Raw genomic sequence first — 20,226 nt, 5'->3', positions numbered from 1 at the left:
GAAAAGCTGCTGACTAGAACTGACGCTTAATCCAGTTCACGATGACCTCATTGAACTCATCAGCCTTCTCAACCTGCGACCAGTGGCCACACTGTGCGAAAAGGTGAGCGTCAGCGGACGGAATTGTGTTCACCAGGTCCCACGTGCGCTGCGGCGTAATCACGACGTCTTGCATGCCGTGCACTAGCAGAACCGGGATCTCGACCTTCGACAGCACGTCGAAGTCGAGTGGAAGCTCGGTACGGTCACGGTCACGCGCCTGCACAACCTCCTGTAGGCGATCAGACGCCGTATCGTTCAGCGCGGACTGGTAGCGCAGCGACACGAGCTCATCGGTGATCAGCGACTTATCCACCACGAACTGCTCGAGCGTGTTGCGGATACCTTCTTCGGTCAGCTTCGGGTTCGAATGACCCTTCAGCGCGCCGGTCAACTTCGCCCCACCGGTGCCCATGGAGATGATGCCCTTCACACGCTCCGGGTGGTCGATGATCATCTGGAAGCCAACCCAGCCACCGAGCGAGTTACCAACAATCCAGGTCTTTTCAATTCCCAGGGCATCCAGCACACGGATTGCGTGCTCAACCCACTCGCGGATACCGTACTTGGTGCCCTCAGCTACGACAGTCTGGCCGTAACCAATGGAGTCAATCGCGATGCATCGTGCGTTCTCGGAGATGGTCGGAAGGTTCAGCCACCAGTTCGCGGCTGCAGTCACGCCCGTGCCGGAGCCGTGGAGGAACAGTACTGGTTCGCCCTCGCCGAGATCGTGGTAGTGAGTGAGCTCGCCGGGTGCCGTCTCCAGCCACTTGTCCTCGAGCCCGAAGAATTCGTCAGTCTTGTAATCAGGAATGGAAATTTCAGTCATACAGCCAACATAGCGACGAACCCACGCACACGCCGGAGTGTTCCAGTCCGTGGCACACGATAGACACTATCCGGTTACACTGAGCCTATGGTTCAAGACGCAAAACCAAACTCCATCGACAAGGCGTTCGGCATTCTGAAAGCGTTCAAGAGCGAGGACGTCAACGGGGTTGGCGTTTCAGAGTTAGCCCGGCGCGTCGATCTTCCAAAGTCGACGACGCACCGCCTTCTTAACAAGCTGGTGGAAAATGATGCCGTCCTCAAAGCGAACGAGCTCTATCGGCTCAACCCGGCGCTCGGAATGGCGTCAACACCGGAGGTGTATTCCGAGCAAACCGCTCAGGTATCAGAGTTGCTCACACCATTTTTGGCAGCGCTTTTTGAGCGCACTCGACACACCGTCCACCTTGGACATGTTGAAGGGACGAACGTTCGTTACGCGAACAAGCTCTTTTCCGTCCGTGGTGTGACAGCGCCGTCACGCATTGGCGGCCTCATTCCCGCTTACGCGACTGGCATTGGCAAAGCAATTATGGCGTACGACGAAACGCTGACCGAGCGCATCATCCGTGAGGGGCTCGCGCCATGGACCCCGCACACGATCTCAGACCCGGATGAGCTGCGTGAAACGTTGAAAAAGATCCGCGATGAAGGTATCGCCTACGACCTTGAGGAAATTTCGGAAGGTCTATGCTGCGTCGCCTGCCCGATTTTCGGCACCGAGGGCGTACCGATTGCCGCGATGAGCGTTTCCTTTCCCGCAGAAGACTTTCAGCCCAAAACAGTAATCCCGGTCCTCAAAAAGATTTGTGGATCCGGGACTCGTGCGTGGAGAGCGAAGCACGCGGGATAAACCCGCATACGCGCTCTACTTCGCTACTTCTGCTTTGCCAGGTCGATTGCGACGTCGATAATCATGTCTTCCTGACCACCGACGTAACCACGGCGACCGACTTCTTCCAGGATGGTCGCTGCAGGCACACCATAGCGTTCCGCGGCGCGCTGCGCGTGGAGCAAGAAGGAGTTGTAAACGCCAAACTCACCCTGGACGATGGAGCCGCGGTCCATCATTGGGAGACGCTCGACCATTGGCTTCAGGACGTCTTCAGCGGCGTCACGAAGCTTGGCTTGATCAACATTGCCGATGTCAATGCCGGTGCGGTTGAACACCGTGGCTAACACCTCGATCGGTGCGTTACCGGCGCCAGCACCAAGCCCATACAGGGTGCCGTCAATTTGGCGAGCACCATTGACTACAGCGAGCAACGAGTTTGCAACCCCGAAACCGAGGTTCTGGTGTCCGTGGAAGCCGACCTGTGCGTCGTCGCCAATCTCTTCAACGACTGCCTTGACGCGGTCCGCGGCCTGGTTCATCACCAGGTAGCCGGCGGAGTCGACCACGAAGACGCACTGACAGCCGGCATCGACCATGATGCGGGCCTGCTTCGCAAGCTCTGCTGGTGGGATGCGGTGTGAAAGCATCAGGAAGCCACCGGTCTCAAAACCAAGCTCCCGTGCTGCCTGGAAGTGCTGGATCGAAATATCTGCCTCGGTGCAGTGAGTGGCAACGCGCACGATGGATGCGCCCGCACTCTTTGCTTCTTTGAGGTCCTTTACGGTACCCAGGCCTGGAAGCATCAGTGCGGCAATCTTCGCATTCTTGACTTCTTCGACTGCGGCTTCGATGAGTTCGATGTCGCGGGTGTGGGAGAAGCCGTAGTTGAAGGAAGACCCGCCAAGCCCGTCGCCGTGAGTGACCTCGATCATTTCGACGCCGGCGTCGTCAAGCGCGCGGGCGATCTTTTTCACCTGGTCTTTGGTGTACTGGTGGCGTACGGCGTGGGATCCGTCACGCAGGGTCGTGTCGTTGAGGCGGATTTTGTGTGTCGGGATGCCATCGATGACATCGCTCGCAACCGTGTTCATACTATGCTCCTTGCTTCTGCGCCGACACGAGCTCGGCGTACTTGTTTGCGGTGGCAATTGCTGCCGATGTGATGATGTCGAGGTTGCCGGCGTAGTCCGGCAAGAAGTCGCCTGCCCCTTCTACTTCGATGAGGACGGAAACACGACCGAGTCCGTTCCAGTCGTCGCGGGCTTCTTCGAACTGTGGATCTGCGGTGAGGCGGTAGCCCGGTACGTACTGCTGCACCTTCGCTGCCATTTCTTTGATGGACGCGGCGATCTGGTCTTGCAGTTCGCCAGGAGCCGCGGCTTCTGGAGGAAGGGCACAGTAGACGGTGTTGCGCATCATCATTGGTGGCTCGACGGGGTTGAGGATGATGATGGCTTTTGCGTGTTTCGCGCCAGCGAGTTGTTCGAGGGCGGCGGCAGTGGTTTCGAGGAACTCGTCGACGTTAGCGCGGGTGCCGGGACCCGCAGACTTCGAGGAGATCGACGCAACGATCTCCGCGTATTCGACGTCTACGATGCGGGATACTGCCGCGACAATCGGGGTGGTGGCCTGACCGCCACAGGTAATCATGTTCACATTGTCGACGGTTTCGAGCTCATCCAGGTTGACCGATGGGCAGAAGAATGGGCCGACGGCCGCCGGGGTGAGGTCGATGGCGCGGATGCCTGCTTCGCGGTAGCGCGGTGCGTTTGCTGCGTGTGCGCCCGCCGAGGTTGCTTCAAAGACGAGGTCTGGAAGCGGATCCTGTTGCAGGAGCCAGTCGACGCCTTCGTGGGAGGCCGCGATGCCGTTTTCGCGCGCACGCTTGAGGCCTTCCGATTCTGGATCGACGCCGACCATGTAGCGCAGATCAATGTTGGATTCGTTGTTCAAAAGCTTCATCATCAGGTCGGAGCCGATGTTGCCCGATCCGACGATGGCTGCTGTCATTTTCTTTTGCATTGTGGTGCTCCAAACCTATTTAAACCGGACGTCGATGGCCCCGTATGGGCCGTAGGATACTGCGAGGTGTTGGCCTGCTTTGAAAGCGACTGCGCCGCAGAAGCTACCGGTAAGCACGATGTCACCGGCGCGCAGGGCGGTGCCTTGCTCGTCGAGAATGCCTGCGAGCCACGGCAGCGGGAGCAGCGGGTCGCCCATCACATCCTTGCCGACGCCCTCTCCGACAACTTCGCCGTCGAGCGTCATCGTCGCGTGGACTGTTGCAGCTTCCTCCAAGTCGAGATCGAGCGGGGTCGGGTCCCACACGATGGCGCCGAACGAAGCGTTGTCGGCGATGGTGTCGACAAGGCGGATGTCCCAGTCACGGACTCGTGAGTCGATGATTTCGACTGCAAGGTGCGCGGACTTGACAGCCTTGCGGGCCTCTTCGAGTGTCGCGCCCGGTTCAAGGTCCTTCCCGAGCACGAACGCGAGTTCCGGTTCGACCTTCGGGGAGATGAAGCGGTCGACTGCAATGTCGGTGCCGACTTCGTAGAGGTCGGCGTCGGTAAAGAACCCGAAGTCTGGGCTATCGACCCCCAGCTGCTGCTGCATTGCGAGTGAGGTCAGACCAACCTTGCGCCCGATAACTTTGTGTCCGCGGGCAACGAAGTCTTTTTCCTGGATCTGTTGGATTGCGTAGGCGTCGGCGATGTCAAGGTCGGCGACGACGGTGCGCGGTGGCGCGATCGGCTCGCAGGACGGGTACGCGGCGAGCAGGTCGTTTGCGATGGTACGCAGGGAGTCCTCACGGCTACTCATCTGTCTGTCTCTCCTATGATGCGATGACCAGGCCGAAGCCTGCGACGAACTCTGGGATTGGGCGGTAGAACGTGAACTCGGCGTTGACTCCACCGTTGGCGGCGGTCAGCGCGGAAAACGCCGCAACCCAGGTGCGCACCTCGTGCGAGGAGTGACCGGCTTCGTCGTCCATGGTGTCGGCGTCGTAGGCGTCGAATCGTGTCGATTCGCCGGAGATGCAGTCCGCCATGAACTTTTCGTCCCACTCTGGGTTGATGTCGATGATTCCTGCATTTGTGGCACCTTCTTTGCCGGCAGCAATGACGCGAGCTTCACGAGCGTCGCGGTCGGCCTGGTCCGGGTGGCCGTGGAGCATGAAGTGCTTCTGCGCGTCGGTTGCGGATGCCCAGCGTGGAAGCGGCGGGTCGTGGGACAGGCCACCGGAGGCAACCATCAGCACCTTCTTATCCTGGGCCTTCGCCCACTTGCCGACGGCCTCCCCCATCACACGGATGCGCTGCATCGCGGTGAACGGTCGGGCGACTCCGTTGACGAAGATCGGGATGACTGGCTTGGCGGTCAGGGAGCCGAAGAGCAGCTCGACAGGCTGTGCGCCGCCGTGGTCGAGAACCATCTGGCGGGAGATTGCCATGTCGACGTCCTGGTCGATAACGAATTGCGCGAGCTCTTCTGCGGCTGACTCGGGCACGTCGAATGGGCCAGGCGTAGTGAGGTAGTCACCCATCGATTCTGCTTGTAGGCCTACACAGAACGGGGGCATCAGGGTGTAGAAGAACCCGTTGAAGTGGTCCGGCGTGAAGACGATGACCAGATCTGGGTCATATTCTTCCGCGGCTTTGCGGGCTTTTGCGAATGCGTCTTGCAGCGCCTCGTTCACCTCTGGTTTTGGCTCGTTGATGCCGAGCAGCGGGCTGTGGGACAGCGCAATAAGTTTTACGCTCATGGTGACCTCCTCCGGGGCTGGGTTTATCAGCTGTCACATCTGACTGTAGAAGTAGCGCATCACACTCCGCACCCTCGTTCCGGGTTTTGGAACACTAAACCACATACTCAAAAGCAAGAATGCCTGGACTACCCTCGTTCCCTACCCCCGTTCCACAGATTCTGTTCTATTCACTGGAACACATACGCGAACATAACTGCCCCCATGTAGCTTAAGAATTGTGTGAAGCAAAGAACGCTTCAGAAGTAATTGTGCTTTCTATCACTAGGTGCGAAGGAGTTACCTATGGCAACGCCACCAAAGTCCGGCTTACAGCGGCCGGCAGAATTGGATCAGTGCATCGACGTCAGTGGCATGGTCGACCCTGAAGGTGGCCTGGTAGATCGTCGAGTCTTTACGGACGAGGCCGTCTATAAGCAGGAAATGTCGCGCATTTTTGCCTGTTCCTGGCTGTTTATCGCCCACGAGTCGCAGTTCCAGAAACCGGGCGATTTCTTCCAGACGTACATGGGCGAAGACCCGGTCATCGCGACGATGAACAAGAAGCGCGAAATCCGCGTGCTGCTCAACAGCTGCCGTCACCGCGGTGCCCGCGTGTGCCGCGCCGACCAGGGCCGCACGAAGATGTTTACCTGTACGTACCACGGCTGGGCGTACGACCTCGACGGTAACCTCGTCAACCTTCCTGGCAAGGAGCAGTACGACGAGAACTTCTCCCAGGACGACTGGCCGCTGGTCACGGTGCCACGCGTGGAGTCCTACAAGGGCCTCATCTTCGCGAACTGGGACGAGAACGCCGAGCCGCTCGAGGATGCGCTTGGTGATATGCGCTGGTACATCGACGCATTCATGGACCGAGACCCTGAAGGCACCTACGTCGTTGGTGGCGTCACTAAGTGGGTGCTCGACGGCAACTGGAAGTTGGCAGCGGAGCAGTTCGCTACTGATTGGTACCACGTCAACATGTCGCATGCCTCTGCGCTGATGGTGATGTCCCCGTCGGGCAAGGGCCCGAAGAAGGAGATCGCGGAGCGCACCGGTGTGCAGTACCACGACGACCACGGCAACGGCGCGGGCTTCCCAGTACACCCGAAGAACCGTTTCGACGCCCAGCCGGTCCACGAGTACTACGACTACGACTTCTTGCGCGAGCGGCTCTCCCCTGAGCAGGTGATGGGCCCGATGACGAACGGCCACGCAACCGTGTTCCCGAACTTCTCCTACCTTCCGGTGAATGGCTCGATCCGCGTCTGGCACCCGAAGGGTCCGAACAAGATGGAAGTTTGGGCATGGACTGTCCTGGACCGTTCGATGCCGGAGGATGTGGCTCGCGCGCAGCGCCTGTATAACCTGCGCACTTTTGGCCCGTCGGGCATCTTCGAGCAGGACGACGGCGAGAACTGGTCTGAGTGCCAGTCCATCGCGCATGGCTTCATGGTTGGCAACACCCCGCTGAACTACCAGATGGGTATGGCCACGGTCGGTGAACGTGAAGGGTTCCCCGGCACTACATCCGAACTGTATTCAGACGCTGCTGGTCGTGCGCTGTACCGCCGTTGGCGCGAACTGATGTCGACCCCAGCTTGGCACGAGAAGTAAACCAAACACACCCTCGAAAGGAACCGAATTACCATGGCTGAACCAGTAAAAGTTGCTGACCTGGACGATCTCGAGCAGGAGGAAGGCTTCCTGGTCACGGAGGAAATGTCGGGATACGACAAGCCGATTGCACTCTTCCGCACCGAAGACGATGAGGTGTACGCCCTCGACGATATTTGCACTCACGAAATCGCTCACCTGTCTGACGGCTGGGTCGACGGCACAATGGTTGAGTGCCCGGTGCACTCCAGCCAGTTCTGCATGAAGACTGGCGCGGTGCAGTGCATGCCAGCGACCGAGGACACCAACACGCACAAGGTTGAGCTGCGTGGCGAAGAAGTCTGGCTCTACCCAGGCGTGCCTGCTGAAGGAGCCGACAAGTGAGCAGCACGACAATCGTAGGCGGCGGAATCGGCGGCTTTACCGTCGCTGATGAGCTGCGCAGGAACGGCTACACCGGTGAGATCACGATCATTGATCCGCTTGGTGTTCCGTACGACCGCCCACCGCTGTCCAAGGACTACCTGACCAACGAGAAGACGCGCGCTGAGATTGAGTTCCGCCCGGCGGAGTGGCTCGAGGAAAACAACATTGTGTTGAAGCAAGCCACCGTTGAGCGCGTTGAGGCGCAATCGAAGAAGCTGGTGCTGGAGGGCGGTGAGGAGGTTGCGTACGACAACCTCGTTATCGCCACTGGTGGTACTGCTCGTCGCGGCAGTGCGCCGGGCTTCGACAGCGACAACGTCGTGGTGCTGCGCACTACTGAGGACGCTGACAAGCTGCGCTCGCTGATCGGCCCAGGCAAGAAATTGGGCATCATTGGCGCTGGCCTTGTTGGTGCAGAGGTCGCGTCCTCTGCACGCAAGCTGGGCGCGGACGTGGTACTCATCGACCCTGCACCGGTATCCCTGGTCCCTGCTGTCGGTCCTGAGCTGGCGCAGCGCCTCCACGACATGCACGCGGAAAACGGCGTGGAGTTCATCAACGCGATGACCTCTAGCATCGAGGAGTCTGACGGCAGGTTCCACATCGGCCTCGACGGCCACGACGCCGTCACGGTTGACGCTGTGTTGCTGTGTATCGGCATCATCCCGGAGACGGTCCTCGCCGAATCCGCTGGTCTGGAGACCGATAACGGCATCCTGGTGGATGAGCAGCAGCGCACGTCGAACTCCTCCATCTGGGCTGTGGGCGACTGCGCCCGCACCCGCCTCGAGGATGGCACGCTACTTCGCCGCCACGAGCACTGGGACTCCGCAATCCAGGAAGCAAAGACAGCCGCCGCCTCAATTATCGACGGCCCATCTCCGAAACTTTCCGCGTCCTGGTTCTGGTCCGACCGCTACGGCATCCACGTTGAGGGCACCGGCGACATGACTATCCCTGGCGAAACCATCATCCGCAATGACGCGGAGGGTCGCCCGGCCGTCGCGTTGCGCCTCGACGAGAACGGCGCCTTGGTTGGCGCGGCAGCAATCGAAGATTCGATGGCTGTTCGTGCGGCACGTCGCATCATCGACCGCGGTATTGCCGTCGATAAGGACAAGCTGGCTGACGCATCGATTCCTCTGAAGAAACTTGCTCGATAGCTACAAGAAAGGAATGGACTCGTGACTGACTTTCTACGTCGCGACGACGTGACCCCCGGGGAGCGAGTGGACCAAACCACCTACTTCGATCTCCAAAACATGTACTACGACGAAGCCACCCTCCTCGACGAGGGACGCTACGTCGACTGGCTGACCCACTTCGACGAAGACCTCTTCTACTGGGCACCAACCCGCACGAACCGCCTCCGCCGCGAGCAGGCCCTCTCCATTTCGGACGAGGACGGCCCGGCCTTCTACGACGAAACCTACGACTCGCTAGCGTGGCGCATCCGCCGCTTCGACTCCGGCATGGCGTGGGCTGAAGACCCGCCGTCGCGTACGCGCCACCTGATCACGAACCTGATCGCACGGCACGTCACCGTCGGTGAAGGCGCCGACGCCGTCGAGGCGCTCGAGGTCCGCACCAACTTCTACGTCTGGCGCACTCGCCTCGAGCGCGAGCAGGACCAGTTTGTGGGCACCCGCACCGACCTGCTTCGCCCCGCGAAGGACGGTGAGGACGGCCCGAAGTGGAAGGTCTTTGACCGCCGCATCCTGCTCGACATCAACGTTCTGAACTCCAAGAACATCTCTACCTTCTTCTAAGGGCCGACATGCTACAAGGACAACACGTACTTATTACTGGTGGTGGCTCCGGACTTGGGGCAGCGCTGGCGAAGCGCTTCGTTGAAGAAGGTGCGCGCGTAGCAGTTGTGGACATCTCGCTCGAGCGATGCGAAAGCGTCGCCGACGAGATCGGCCGCGAGCACGTCCTGCCGCTCGAGGCGGACGTGACCGACACACACTCGCTACACAAAGCCGTCGACGCTGCCGTGGCGGAGTTCGGATCCCTGGACACCGTCATCGCAAACGCTGGCATCTGGGACTACAACCGTTCCATCACCCGTCTCAACGGCGAAGAGATGAGCGCCATTTTTGACGACGTCATGAACGTCAACCTCAAGGGCTACCTGCTCACCGCGGAAGCTACGTGGCGTCACTTGCTAGCGTCGAACGGTTCGCTGATCTTCACGCTGTCCAACGCATCGACCTACGCGGCCGGCGGCGGGCCGGTCTACACCGCAAGCAAGCACGGTGCCGAAGGCATGATGCTTGAGCTGGCGTACGAGCTCGCCCCGAAAATCCGTGTCAACGGTGTCGGCGTTGGCGGCATGCGCACGAACCTATCCGGCCCCGCGTCCGCTGGCCTGGATGACCGGAAGTTCTCCGACATCATGGACAAGCGCGGCGACGGCGGCAACCCATACCTACCACTCCACGACATTTCTACTGACCCCTATGCATTCACCGGGCCGTACGTGCTGTTGGCGTCCAGGAAAGACGGCGCGAACATCACCGGCGAAGTGATCAAGATTGATGGCGGAATCGCGGCTCGCGGTTTCGCTAAGACTGCCGGAGGCGACAACCTATGTTAATTCGCGGTGTTGAGCACGACGCAAACACTCTCGACGTCAGCCCTTGCTTCCAAGTACAGCGCCACGCTGACTGGCAGCCAGAACGCTTGGCGATGGCCTACGAAGGCCAAGAAATCAATTACGGTGAGTTCCGTGACACCGTAGTCCGCTGGGCGGCCCAGCTGAAGGAAGCTGGCGTGAATCCGGGCGATCGCGTCGCTTACTTCGGTATGAACTCCAGCTCCTTCATGTATGGCATGTTCGCGTCCTGGTGGATCGGCGCAGTGTTCATGCCTGTGAACTTCCGCCTGGCTGCGGGCGAAGTCTCGCAGCTGCTGGCGATGGGCAGCCCGAACAGCATCATCGTGGAGGGCACGTTCCTCGACGAGGCAAAGCGCATCTACGGCGTGGAGCGCCACCATGTCCTCGTTGTCGATGACGACGAGGCCGCCCCACCAGAGAGCGATATCCCGCTGTACTGGTCGCGGACCTCGCAAAGCTCCGAGTACGAAACCGTGGCGGTGGAAAAGCCGACGCCACGCACCATGTCTGACTTGGCGCTGCTGCTGTTCACATCCGGCACGACTGGCCTGCCGAAGGGCGCCCAGATCACGTTCGGCAACCTATGGTGGAACCAGATCAACGTGGACACAGCGATCGACAGCCGCATCGGCGACGCGACGCTCGCGTCCGCCCCGCTGTTCCACGTCGGCGCGCTAAACTCCTTCGCGGTGCGCGCCTTCGGCCGCGGCAACTCGGTTGTGGTGCACCGTACCTTCGACCCAGCCCGCATCTTCAAGGACGTCGCCCAGTACAAGATCGGTTCGGCGTTCCTCGTGCCGGCACAGCTCGAGGCAATGGCACAGCACGACGAGTTCGCTGACTCCGACCTTTCTAGCCTCCGCGTCATCATCTGCGCAGGCGCCCCGGTGCCACCGCGGCTGATCCGCACGTACTGGGAACAGAAGGACTCCGTCGTCCAGCAGGCGTGGGGCCTCACCGAGACCTCCCCATTTGCCACCTACCTCCCACCGGCCAGGACCATGGAAAAGCTCGGCTCCTGCGGCATCCCCATGGCGCACACCGAAGTCAAACTGATGGACACCGAAACCGGGCAGCACATCAAGGAACCAGGCGTTCCCGGCGAGATGTGGGTGAAGGGCCCAAACGTAGCCGTCGGCTACTGGAACAACCCTGAAGCAACCCAGAAGGCGTACACCGGTGGCTGGTTCCACTCCGGTGACATTGGCTACTTCGACGAGGACGGATACTTCTTCATCGTCGACCGCCTCAAGGACCTGATCATTTCCGGCGGAGAGAACGTCTACCCCGCCGAGGTGGAGCGCGTCCTCGCCGAACACGACGACATCCTGGCTAACTCCGTCATCGGTATCCCCGACGAGCGCTGGGGTGAAGCCGTCGTCGCCGTCCTGCAGGTCAAGGACGGCAAGGAACTCACCTTGGAAGAAGTCCGCGACCACTGTGCGAACTACCTGGCACGTTACAAGCTGCCAACCCGCGTTGTGCACGTGGACGAAATCCCACGCAACCCGGCAGGCAAGATCAACAAGATCCAGCTACGCCAGGAAGTGCGCGCGATGTTCGGCGAGAATCCCGAGACTGCCAGCCAGTCCGTCGTATCATCGCAAAATCAGCCCGACGCACAGAAGTAAGGAGGCGGAAACGATGCTCGACTACCGCAACATCACCAAATCGCCGCTGAAGCACACGTACCCGTACGGCACCACGGACACCGTGGTGGACCTCGGGACTACCGCGGAAATCAAGGAGACCGTGGCTGAGGTGTTCAAACAGCAGCCGGAGTGTCGGCGCGTCATTGTGCCTGTGCCTGTCGGCGACACCGACGGCGTCATCGCCGCGGAGGAGGCCGGGCTGCGGTACGTCTTGGACGTCACCCAGCGTGACGGCCAAGAGTTCTCCCTCCTGGTTGCTGAACCCGACTGGGTCACCAACCAATCCATGGATATCGACGGACTGGAGTTGAAATAAATGGCCGAACTTAACGAGTTCCAGAAGCGCTGGGCGCACTTCTACCGCGAGGACGGCGGCGTCCAAGACGTGGCACAAACCTTGCGCGTTTACGCCATCGACGGCAACAAGGACCAGGTCAAGCTCGGTATGCCGCTGCACAAGGCAATCGCCCAGCCGGCCGGCATGTTCTCTGCCCCGGCGCTGTTCGGCCAAGCCGACTTGTGCGGCACCTGGCTGGCGATGCAGCAGGTACCAGAAGGCGTATTCCCGCTCGCTGTCTCGGTAGCTGGCAACGTGGTGTCCAACACCAAGGAGGGTGACGCCATCGCTACCGCCTCCATCGTGAGGGCGGGTCGCACCATCATCGTTGCGGACGTGGAGACACACTCTGAGGTCACAGGCGCCATTCTGTCGAAGTTCACCTTCACCTACTCGGTGCCGCGCCCCAAACAGTAACCAAGACGCAAGAGTAGAAAACACCCCAGTCGACGAATCGACTGGGGTGTTTTGCGTAGTAAAACGCCGAAGCTTACGCCTTCTTAGCGAAGTTCTTCACAACGTTGGTGTCCACTGGGACGCCAGGGCCCTGCGTTGCGGAGACGGTGACCTTCTTCAAGTACACGCCCTTCGCAGATGCCGGCTTGAGGCGCAGCACCTCGTCGAGCAGAGCGCCGTAGTTCTCGGCCAGCTGCTCAGCGGTGAAGGAAGCCTTACCGATCAGCGCGTGCAGGTTCGAAGCCTTGTCCACGCGGAACGCGATCTTGCCGCCCTTGGTCTCTTCGATCGCCTTCGCGACGTCGGTGGTGACGGTGCCGGTCTTCGGGTTCGGCATGAGGCCACGTGGGCCCAGGACGCGAGCGACGCGGCCAACCTTCGCCATCTGGTCCGGGGTCGCGATTGCGACGTCGAAGTCGATGTTGCCGGCGTTGATCTGCTCGATCAGTGCGTCGGTGCCGACGATGTCAGCGCCTGCAGCCTCAGCCTTGGTTGCGTTCTCGCCCTCTGCGAACACAGCGACGCGGACGGTCTTACCGGTGCCGTGTGGCAGGTTGACAGTGCCGCGGACCAGCTGGTCAGCCTTGCGAGGGTCGACGGACAGACGCATTGCGACGTCGATGGTGGCGTCGTAGTTCTTGGAGGAGGTCTCCTGTGCCAGCTTGACGGCGTCGAGCGGGTGGTAGAACGCGTCGCGGTCGACCTTTGCCAGCGTCTCGTTGTAGCGCTTGGACTTCTTAGCCATGTTGATTTCCTTTCAGAAAATGGTGTTGTCAGGAAATGTGGTACGCGCCTGGCCGGCGCTCCCACAGACGGTGAGAATTACTTCTCGACCGTGATGCCCATCGAGCGGGCGGTACCAGCGATGATCGCGGCGCCAGCCTCGATGTCGCGGGCGTTGAGATCCTTCTTCTTGGTCTCGGCGATTTCCTTGCACTGATCCCAGGTGACAGAGCCAACCTTCTGGGTGTGCGGGACGCCGGAGCCCTTCTTCAGACCAGCTGCCTTCAACAGCAGGGATGCAGCCGGTGGGGACTTCAGGATGAAGTCAAAGGAGCGGTCTTCATACACGGTGATTTCAACCGGGATGATGTTGCCGCGCATGGACTCGGTTGCAGCGTTGTATGCCTTGGTGAACTCAACGATGTTCACGCCGTGTGCACCCAGCGCAGGACCAACCGGCGGAGCCGGGTTTGCCATGCCTGCCTCGATCTGCAGTTTGATCAGGCCAGTGACCTTCTTCTTAGCCATCGAATTACCTCAATTCCTTGGTACAGTGCCGCCTGCCACGATGACGGCAGGAGCACTTCCGGATGCCCCGCTTGACGGAGCCACCGGGGAGAACGAAAAAACGTCGCGGGCCTTACGGCACACGCGACGTTCAACCTTACGCCCCCACTAGGCTCAAACGCAAACGGTTACATGATGCGTTCGATCTGGTCAGCGGTGAGCTCGACTGGTGTTTCGCGGCCGAAGATGGACACGAGCGCCTGGATCTTGCCGGTCTCCTCGTCGATCTCGGAAATGGTGGCGGACACGGACGCCAGGGCACCGGACAGGATGGTGACGGCTTCGCCGACCTTGTAGTCGTGGTCGATCTTCTTCGGCGCTGCTTCCTCCGGCATCGCGACGACAGTCTCGCCTTCGGCGTTCGGCTTGGTGTCCTCGCCGGTAGCTGGCTCAGCCTTCGGCATCAGGAACTTCGCCACGTCGCGGTGCTTGACCGGGGTAGCGTTGCCCTCGTTGCCCACGAAGCTGGTTACGCCCGGGGTTTCACGCACGACGGACCACGCGGCGTCGTTCATGTCCATACGGACCAGGACGTAGCCCGGCAACAGCTTGCGCTTGACGAGCTTCTTCTTGCCGTCCTTGTTCTCGATAGCTTGCTCGATCGGCACGACCACGTCGTAAATGGAGTCCTCCACCTCGAGCGTCTGGATACGCATGTCGAGGTTGGTCTTCACCTTGTTTTCGTAGCCGGAGTAGGACTGGATGATGTACCACTCGCCCGGCAGCTTCTTCAGCTCACGGACGTACTTGCGCAGGCGCGCGCGGTACTCGGAGTCATCGTCAGCCTCCGAAGCACCCGAAGCCTGCGAAACCTCGGCACCCTCAGCGCCCTCAGCGAGCGGCGACTCGGCCGCGGTGAGGTCGCCCTCCTGCACCGGCTCCTCGACGGCCTCAACGGCCTCGTCTGCCTCTACAGTGGCCTCTTCTATCTCCGGATCGGTGGCCTCGGTGACGGCGCCGCCTTCGGCGACCATTTCCTCTTCGGCTTGCAGTTCGGTTTCCTGCTCAGTTGCTTCGATGTCGGCGTTTTCCAGGTTTTCCAGGTTTTCCGGCTCGGTGGTCATGGTGTTTCTCCTTGGTGTGGCAAAAACTAATCCCGCCTTACCTCGAGGTTGAGGTGGCGGGACAATCACTTGTTGTTCATGTTAGCGGATGAATACCCATTGCATCAACATGGTGCCGAGGCGGTCGGTCCCCCACACGAGTGCGGTGAGCACGATGAGGAATGCGAATACGACGAGGGTGTAGTTGAGCATCTGGTTTCCGGTTGGCCAGATGACTTTGCGCATTTCCTGGACGACTTCGCCCGGGAACGCACCTGGGCCGCCGCCGAGGGATTCTTCGCGGTCCTCTTCCTGCTTGGCGGGCGCGTGCTTCTCTTCGTAGGAAGCGGATGAAACAGAGGAAACCCCGCGCAGCTGGCGCTTGCCGGTGGGCTGTGCTGGGTTGTGTTCTTGCGGATTAGTCAAAAGAACTCCTCTAACTACAAGTTTTGGCAGGGGCGACAGGACTCGAACCTGCAACCTACGGTTTTGGAGACCGTTGCGCTACCAATTGCGCCACGCCCCTAGGACACTGTGAACAGTGCTCCTAACCCTACCACGGGAAACGCGTTTCCCGTTTTGAGGTGAGTAGCGATGGCGAGAATTGAACTCGCGACACAGCGATTATGAGTCGCTTGCTCTACCACTGAGCTACACCGCCATGTGTTTGCCGCCACGAGGGCCATACAAACAACAGAGCCCCCTGTCAGAATCGAACTGACGACCTTTTCCTTACCATGGAAACGCTCTGCCGACTGAGCTAAGGGGGCACAGCCTCTATGTTGTGAACTCACCGTTTTGGTGTGTCCGCTCCGTTGAAGCCTTTGAAAGACTAACCCGGTTCTATCATTGAACGCAAATCGCCAGGTAGCAATAGCTTTTCGACGCCTTCTTCGTGCACGCTATAACGCGTCACTACAACATGAAAAATGCCCGCCCCTCACGTTCTGTGAGAGACGGGCTTGCGGTGCCAGGTAGAAGATTCGAACTTCTGAAGGCGTACGCCGGCGGATTTACAGTCCGCTTCCTTTGGCCACTCGGACAACCTGGCATGCACCGTAAGTGCGTGGACTACTTTACATCAACGCACCCGCGATAAGGCAAATCGCGTGCACAGAGGGCATATCCCACCGCTATCCGACGCGTTCGATAGCGTACACGGAGACCTGCCGCAGTGCTTGGTTTGCGGGGCCGTCGGGAAGGAAGTCGAGTTCGCGCTCGACGATGTCGAGATACTCGTGCACGGTGGCGAGGGAGCGTTGGCGCCCTTGCGTCTGGCCGAGCAGAGTGATGGCCCGTTCGACGTCGGCGTCGTTTTCGAGTGGGCCAGTGAGGAGGCTACGAAGCTCCTCTGCCGCGGGCGAGTCCTCTTCGAGCGCGTACAGCACGGGGAGGGTAAACACGCCTTCGCGGAGGTCGGTGCCTGGGGTTTTCCCGGACTGGGCGCTGTCGGAGTAGATGTCGATGATGTCGTCGACGATCTGGAAGATCATGCCGATGGCGCTGCCCATTCGGGAGCAGCTCTCGACGATGTCGCGCGACGCCCCGGAGTGCAGCGAGCCGAGGTAAGCCGCGGACGCGATGAGGACGGCGGTTTTGCCGTCGATAACTTTGAGGTAGTGCTCGACTGGGTCCTCCCCCTGGGCGCCGACTGTCTCGCGCATTTGGCCGGTGACCAGGCCCTGGAAGGTGTCGGCGAAGTGGGCGACGGTGTCGGTGTCGATTTCGCTCATGAGGCGGGAGGCGTGTGCGAACAAGATGTCGCCAGCAAGGATGGCGACGGTGTTGTTCCACCGCATGTTGGCGGAGTCGACGCCGCGGCGCTTCTCGGCTTCGTCCATGACGTCGTCGTGGTAGAGGGTGGCCAGGTGCACCATCTCGGTGGTGGTGGCGCCTTTGATGACGTTGGTGGCGCCCGGGTTGGGGCCGAACTCGCTGCAGAGCAGCGCCACGAGGGGACGAAAGCGTTTGCCGCCAGCGACTGCTAGGTGCATCACTTTGTCGGTAATGAACGCTTCACCTTGTTGGAGGCGTTCCCTGAGCAGCGTTTCAACGTCGCCCATGCCCTTCGTAACACGCTCGGTGAGGGCGTCGTCGCCTAGGTCCATGCGAAATCCATGGCGTGGTGACGGTGTTATGCCGTTGGTCATCGATGATGTCCTTGCAGGTTAAAGTACTCATTGCGCCATGCCCGGGGCATGTGCTGCGCGCGGTTAACATCACTAACCGTAGTCCACACCCTCCATTTTTTGCAGTAATGGGGTGTGCCTGCGCTATCTGGCACAATGTGGACTCGTGACTGAGTTTGTTGATTGCGTAGTTGTGGGCGCGGGCCCGTCGGGGGCCACGGCGGCCATTGCCGCCCAGAGAGCTGGGTTTTCTACCCTGCTTCTCGACGCCGCTTCGCCTGGCCGCGACAAAACCTGCGGCGACGGCCTGACCCCACGCGCCGTGCATACGCTGCGCCGCCTGGGCCTGGAGCACGTGCTGCCCGCCTACCGCAACAAGGGCCTTCGACTGCACGGGTACGGGGGCGATGTGACGGCGCCGTGGCCGGACGGGGTCTACGGCACGGAGGGCTCCGCGAGCCCGCGCGCAACCTTCGATGCCGCGCTGGTCGCGGAGGCTGAGGCCGCGGGTGCCACTGTGTGGCAGGACTGCCCAGCAACGGACGTGGCGTTCGGAGCGGACGGCCTGATCGAGTCCGTGCACACCGCGCGCGGCGAGGTGCGCACCCGCTGGGTGATCGTGGCGGATGGGGTTCGTTCGACGTTCGGCAAGCTGTTGGGCCGTACGTGGCACAAGGGCGAGGTCTTCGGTATCGCGGCGCGTTCCTACTGCACCTCCCCCATGTCCGGGGAGCCGTGGATGCACTCGCACGTGGAGCTTCGCGACGACACCGGCACCATCCAGCCCGGCTACGGCTGGATCTTCCCGCTCGGCGACGGCACGGTGAACCTTGGCTGCGGCGCCTTGTCCACGGACGCCCGCCCGGCGCGTGTGAACACGAAGAAGCTGCTGCACCAGTACGCGGACCAGCAGCGTGACACCTGGGCCTTGGGCGAGCCGCAGCAGGTCACCAGCGCCCTGCTCCCGATGGGCGGGGCAGTCTCGAACGTGGCGGGTCCGAACTGGGTGCTCATCGGGGATGCGGCGGCGTGCGTGAACCCGCTCAACGGCGAGGGTATCGACTACGGCATGGAAACCGCCGTCATGGCGGTGGAACTGCTGCAGGAGGGCAAGGACTGCACGCTGGCGTGGCCGCTCATCCTGCGGGAGGCCTACGGCCAGGCGTTCGCGCTGGCGCGCACGGCGGCCCGCCTGCTTACCTACCCGCAGTTCTTGCCGGTGGCGGGCCCGCTGGCGCTGCGCGGGGTGGCAGGACGCCACCTGATGCCGGCGGCGGCACGCCTGATGGGCAACCTGGTCACCGAAGAAGACACGGACCTGATTTCGCGTGCGTGGCGCGCGGCCGGGCGCGCGGTGCCGGTGAACGCGCCGCTGTGGGACGCTACTTTGTAGGTTTCACGGCGCTGTGCAGCGCCACAATGCCGAGCGAGAGGTCCTGCCAACCGGCGCCTGCCCACCCGTTGTGGTTGATGGCGGCGGCCAGCTCTTCTTGGTGTGGCCACGCCCGGATGGACTCGGCGAGGTACTCGTAGGCCTCCGCGTTGGAGGAGAACACCTTCGCCAGCAGCGGCAGCGCCACCGGCAGGTACTGCTTGTACAGGGTGCGGAAGCCGGGGACGATGGGCGTCGAAAATTCGTTGACCAGAAGGCGCCCGCCGGGCTTGGTCACGCGCGCCATTTCGCGCAGGCCCGCCTCGAAGTCGTAGACGTTGCGCAGGCCGTAGGAGATGGTGACGGCGTCGAAGGTGTTGTCGGCGAACGGCAGGTGCATCGCGTCGCCGACGACCTTGGGCACGTCGCGGTCGCGACCGGCGGCCAGCATGCCCTGGGAGAAGTCGCAGGCGACGACCCACGCGCCGGACTTCGCCAACTCCACGGTGGACACGGCGGTGCCTGCGGCGAGGTCGAGCACCTTCTCCCCCGGCTTTAGGTTGAGGCGCTCGCGGGCGCGCCTGCGCCAGTACTTGTCCAGCCCGAAGGACAACACGGTGTTGGTGATGTCGTACTTCTCGCCGACGCCGTCAAACATGCCCGCTACGTCGAAGGGCTTCTTCTCCAGATCTGCCTTGGCCATAACGCTCTACTGTAGCGCGCGCTGTGCCTGTTCGTAATACTCGACGAGTTGTCGGCACAGCGCCTCCCACGTTTTGCCGGAAGTGGACTCGCGGGCCGCGACCCGAAGGTCCTGCCACCTGATCTCGTCGAGGCACCACGCGACGGCGTGGGGCAGTTCGGTGGTGAACGTGGGGACGTCGAGAAGGAGGCCGTTGGTGCCCTCGGCGATGAGGTCGATGGGCCCGCCGGCGCGCGGCGCGATGGTGGGCACGCCGCTGGCCTGAGCTTCTTGGATGGTTTGGCAGAAGGTTTCAAACTCGCCGGGGTGTACGAAGACGTCGAAGCTGGCGTAGGCGCGGGCGAGCTCCTCGCCGGTGAGCGGGCCGCAGAACACCGCGCCCGGCAATACGGCGCGCAGCTCGTCGGCCTCGGGGCCGCCGCCGACGATCACCACTTGCAGGTCCTCGCGGCCACAGAGTGGTGCGAGGCGGTGCACGCTCTTCTCGGCGGCGAGGCGGCCGACGAACCCGACGATGCGTTTGCGCCCGCTCGGGTCCCAAGTGCGGCGCAGCTCCTCGCTGCGGCGGCGGGGGTGGTAGAGAGTGGCGTCGACACCTCGGCCCCACGTGTGGACGCGCTCGATGCCGTGCCTGCGCAGCTGCTCCACCGCTGCCGACGACGGCGCGAGCGTGAGCTGGCAGGCGTTGTGGAGGCGCCGTGTCCAGTCCCACGAAAGCTTCGCCAGCGCCGGAAGGTGGTATTTCGTGGCGAACCCGGCCACGTCGGTTTGATAGAGCGCTACCGCAGGCACCTTCAGCTGGCGCGCGGCGAACGCGCCGGCCGCCCCGAGCACGAACGGGCTGGCCAGGTGCACCACATCCGGCTGAAAGGAAGCGAGCGCGGCGCGCACGGCACTGGTGGGGACCCCGATGGGCAGCGAGTTGACCATCGGCACGCGCACGGTGGGCACGCGCACCACACGGAAGCCCCGGTAGTGGGAGATTTCCTCCTGGTGTTCGCGCGCCCCGGGGGCGATCACGAGGGCATCGTGGCCGTACTCGCGAAGGTGGTCGAGCACGCGCAACACGGAATTGGTCACCCCGTTGACGTTCGGCAGGAAGGACTCGGCAACGATGGCCACGCGCATCCG

General features: G+C 61.6%; 22 protein-coding genes and 4 tRNA genes. 10 read left to right on the top strand and 16 right to left on the bottom strand.

Features of this window, described 5'->3' with window-relative positions; translation table 11 throughout:
• Positions 1 to 13 precede the first annotated feature (13 nt).
• Positions 14 to 868 carry an alpha/beta fold hydrolase gene (locus KBP54_RS01785; RefSeq protein WP_070976029.1) on the bottom strand — a complete coding sequence of 285 codons (855 nt, stop codon included), beginning with the start codon at positions 866 to 868 and terminating at the stop codon, positions 14 to 16.
• A gap of 87 nt (positions 869 to 955) precedes the next feature.
• On the opposite strand from KBP54_RS01785, the gene KBP54_RS01780 reads away from it, so the two are divergent.
• On the top strand, positions 956 to 1,720 hold the full coding sequence (locus KBP54_RS01780) for an IclR family transcriptional regulator (protein ID WP_070363129.1): 765 nt from the start codon (positions 956 to 958) through the stop codon (positions 1,718 to 1,720).
• Between the two features lie 23 nt (positions 1,721 to 1,743).
• Here KBP54_RS01780 and dmpG read toward each other — a convergent pair whose 3' ends face one another.
• The 4 genes from dmpG to KBP54_RS01760 are packed head-to-tail and all read right to left on the bottom strand — an operon-like array spanning position 1,744 to position 5,468.
• Positions 1,744 to 2,793 carry a 4-hydroxy-2-oxovalerate aldolase gene (gene dmpG / locus KBP54_RS01775; RefSeq protein ID WP_070363130.1) on the bottom strand — a complete coding sequence of 350 codons (1,050 nt, stop codon included), beginning with the start codon at positions 2,791 to 2,793 and terminating at the stop codon, positions 1,744 to 1,746.
• A gap of 1 nt (position 2,794) precedes the next feature.
• The gene (locus KBP54_RS01770; protein WP_070363131.1) at positions 2,795 to 3,724 is read right to left on the bottom strand and encodes an acetaldehyde dehydrogenase (acetylating); all 930 of its coding nucleotides are present in this window, start codon (positions 3,722 to 3,724) and stop codon (positions 2,795 to 2,797) included.
• 15 nt (positions 3,725 to 3,739) lie between these two features.
• The gene (locus KBP54_RS01765) at positions 3,740 to 4,525 is read right to left on the bottom strand and encodes a 2-keto-4-pentenoate hydratase (protein ID WP_070363132.1); all 786 of its coding nucleotides are present in this window, start codon (positions 4,523 to 4,525) and stop codon (positions 3,740 to 3,742) included.
• A gap of 13 nt (positions 4,526 to 4,538) precedes the next feature.
• Entirely contained in the window at positions 4,539 to 5,468 is a 930-nt protein-coding gene (locus KBP54_RS01760) for a 3-carboxyethylcatechol 2,3-dioxygenase (protein WP_256006137.1), read from the bottom strand.
• 285 nt (positions 5,469 to 5,753) lie between these two features.
• On the opposite strand from KBP54_RS01760, the gene KBP54_RS01755 reads away from it, so the two are divergent.
• The 8 genes from KBP54_RS01755 to KBP54_RS01720 are packed head-to-tail and all read left to right on the top strand — an operon-like array spanning position 5,754 to position 12,519.
• Positions 5,754 to 7,067, top strand: coding sequence for an aromatic ring-hydroxylating dioxygenase subunit alpha (locus KBP54_RS01755; RefSeq protein WP_070363134.1), 1,314 nt, complete (start codon positions 5,754 to 5,756; stop codon positions 7,065 to 7,067).
• Between the two features lie 33 nt (positions 7,068 to 7,100).
• Positions 7,101 to 7,451: a non-heme iron oxygenase ferredoxin subunit gene (locus KBP54_RS01750; protein WP_070363135.1), complete on the top strand. Its 351-nt coding sequence runs from the start codon at positions 7,101 to 7,103 to the stop codon at positions 7,449 to 7,451.
• Positions 7,448 to 8,656 carry an NAD(P)/FAD-dependent oxidoreductase gene (locus KBP54_RS01745; protein ID WP_256000484.1) on the top strand — a complete coding sequence of 403 codons (1,209 nt, stop codon included), beginning with the start codon at positions 7,448 to 7,450 and terminating at the stop codon, positions 8,654 to 8,656. Before KBP54_RS01750 ends, KBP54_RS01745 begins: the two co-directional genes overlap by 4 nt.
• Positions 8,657 to 8,677: 21 nt before the next feature.
• Positions 8,678 to 9,262 (top strand): aromatic-ring-hydroxylating dioxygenase subunit beta, encoded by a 585-nt coding sequence (locus KBP54_RS01740; RefSeq protein ID WP_256000483.1) that lies wholly within the window; start codon positions 8,678 to 8,680, stop codon positions 9,260 to 9,262.
• A gap of 8 nt (positions 9,263 to 9,270) precedes the next feature.
• The gene (locus tag KBP54_RS01735; RefSeq protein WP_070477503.1) at positions 9,271 to 10,092 is read left to right on the top strand and encodes an SDR family NAD(P)-dependent oxidoreductase; all 822 of its coding nucleotides are present in this window, start codon (positions 9,271 to 9,273) and stop codon (positions 10,090 to 10,092) included.
• The gene (locus KBP54_RS01730; protein ID WP_070363139.1) at positions 10,086 to 11,744 is read left to right on the top strand and encodes an acyl-CoA synthetase; all 1,659 of its coding nucleotides are present in this window, start codon (positions 10,086 to 10,088) and stop codon (positions 11,742 to 11,744) included. The genes KBP54_RS01735 and KBP54_RS01730 overlap by 7 nt, the downstream gene beginning before the upstream one ends.
• A 13-nt stretch (positions 11,745 to 11,757) precedes the next feature.
• The gene (locus KBP54_RS01725) at positions 11,758 to 12,081 is read left to right on the top strand and encodes a hypothetical protein (protein ID WP_070363140.1); all 324 of its coding nucleotides are present in this window, start codon (positions 11,758 to 11,760) and stop codon (positions 12,079 to 12,081) included.
• On the top strand, positions 12,082 to 12,519 hold the full coding sequence (locus tag KBP54_RS01720) for a PaaI family thioesterase (RefSeq protein WP_070363141.1): 438 nt from the start codon (positions 12,082 to 12,084) through the stop codon (positions 12,517 to 12,519).
• A 73-nt stretch (positions 12,520 to 12,592) separates the two neighbouring features.
• Here KBP54_RS01720 and rplA read toward each other — a convergent pair whose 3' ends face one another.
• From rplA to KBP54_RS01675, 9 genes are all read right to left on the bottom strand, one after another.
• The gene (rplA, locus tag KBP54_RS01715) at positions 12,593 to 13,303 is read right to left on the bottom strand and encodes a 50S ribosomal protein L1 (protein WP_070477499.1); all 711 of its coding nucleotides are present in this window, start codon (positions 13,301 to 13,303) and stop codon (positions 12,593 to 12,595) included.
• A 77-nt stretch (positions 13,304 to 13,380) separates the two neighbouring features.
• Positions 13,381 to 13,809 (bottom strand): 50S ribosomal protein L11, encoded by a 429-nt coding sequence (gene rplK, locus KBP54_RS01710; protein WP_070363143.1) that lies wholly within the window; start codon positions 13,807 to 13,809, stop codon positions 13,381 to 13,383.
• Positions 13,810 to 13,976: 167 nt separating this feature from the next.
• On the bottom strand, positions 13,977 to 14,912 hold the full coding sequence (gene nusG / locus KBP54_RS01705; RefSeq protein ID WP_256006134.1) for a transcription termination/antitermination protein NusG: 936 nt from the start codon (positions 14,910 to 14,912) through the stop codon (positions 13,977 to 13,979).
• A gap of 81 nt (positions 14,913 to 14,993) precedes the next feature.
• Positions 14,994 to 15,317: a preprotein translocase subunit SecE gene (gene secE / locus KBP54_RS01700; RefSeq protein ID WP_252930988.1), complete on the bottom strand. Its 324-nt coding sequence runs from the start codon at positions 15,315 to 15,317 to the stop codon at positions 14,994 to 14,996.
• A gap of 24 nt (positions 15,318 to 15,341) precedes the next feature.
• Positions 15,342 to 15,417: transfer RNA gene (locus KBP54_RS01695), tRNA-Trp, on the bottom strand.
• Positions 15,418 to 15,480: 63 nt separating this feature from the next.
• A tRNA-Met gene (locus KBP54_RS01690) sits at positions 15,481 to 15,552 on the bottom strand.
• Positions 15,553 to 15,588: 36 nt separating this feature from the next.
• Positions 15,589 to 15,661, bottom strand: a tRNA-Thr gene (locus tag KBP54_RS01685).
• A gap of 198 nt (positions 15,662 to 15,859) precedes the next feature.
• Positions 15,860 to 15,942: transfer RNA gene (locus KBP54_RS01680), tRNA-Tyr, on the bottom strand.
• Between the two features lie 82 nt (positions 15,943 to 16,024).
• On the bottom strand, positions 16,025 to 17,041 hold the full coding sequence (locus tag KBP54_RS01675) for a polyprenyl synthetase family protein (protein ID WP_256006132.1): 1,017 nt from the start codon (positions 17,039 to 17,041) through the stop codon (positions 16,025 to 16,027).
• A 145-nt stretch (positions 17,042 to 17,186) separates the two neighbouring features.
• On the opposite strand from KBP54_RS01675, the gene KBP54_RS01670 reads away from it, so the two are divergent.
• Positions 17,187 to 18,413, top strand: a complete 1,227-nt coding sequence (locus KBP54_RS01670) for a geranylgeranyl reductase family protein (RefSeq protein ID WP_256006129.1) — start codon at positions 17,187 to 17,189, stop codon at positions 18,411 to 18,413.
• Here the strand turns inward: KBP54_RS01670 and KBP54_RS01665 are convergent.
• Positions 18,403 to 19,095 carry a demethylmenaquinone methyltransferase gene (locus KBP54_RS01665; protein ID WP_256006128.1) on the bottom strand — a complete coding sequence of 231 codons (693 nt, stop codon included), beginning with the start codon at positions 19,093 to 19,095 and terminating at the stop codon, positions 18,403 to 18,405. The two genes, KBP54_RS01670 and KBP54_RS01665, sit on opposite strands and share 11 nt — an antisense overlap.
• A gap of 6 nt (positions 19,096 to 19,101) precedes the next feature.
• Positions 19,102 to 20,223: a glycosyltransferase family 4 protein gene (locus tag KBP54_RS01660; protein ID WP_256006126.1), complete on the bottom strand. Its 1,122-nt coding sequence runs from the start codon at positions 20,221 to 20,223 to the stop codon at positions 19,102 to 19,104.
• Positions 20,224 to 20,226 lie beyond the last annotated feature (3 nt).

The organism is Corynebacterium pseudogenitalium (assembly GCF_024453815.1).
GTDB lineage: Bacteria > Actinomycetota > Actinomycetes > Mycobacteriales > Mycobacteriaceae > Corynebacterium > Corynebacterium pseudogenitalium.
The sequence above is the reverse complement of the archived record's forward strand: the minus strand, read 5'-3'. Positions and strand labels throughout refer to the sequence as shown.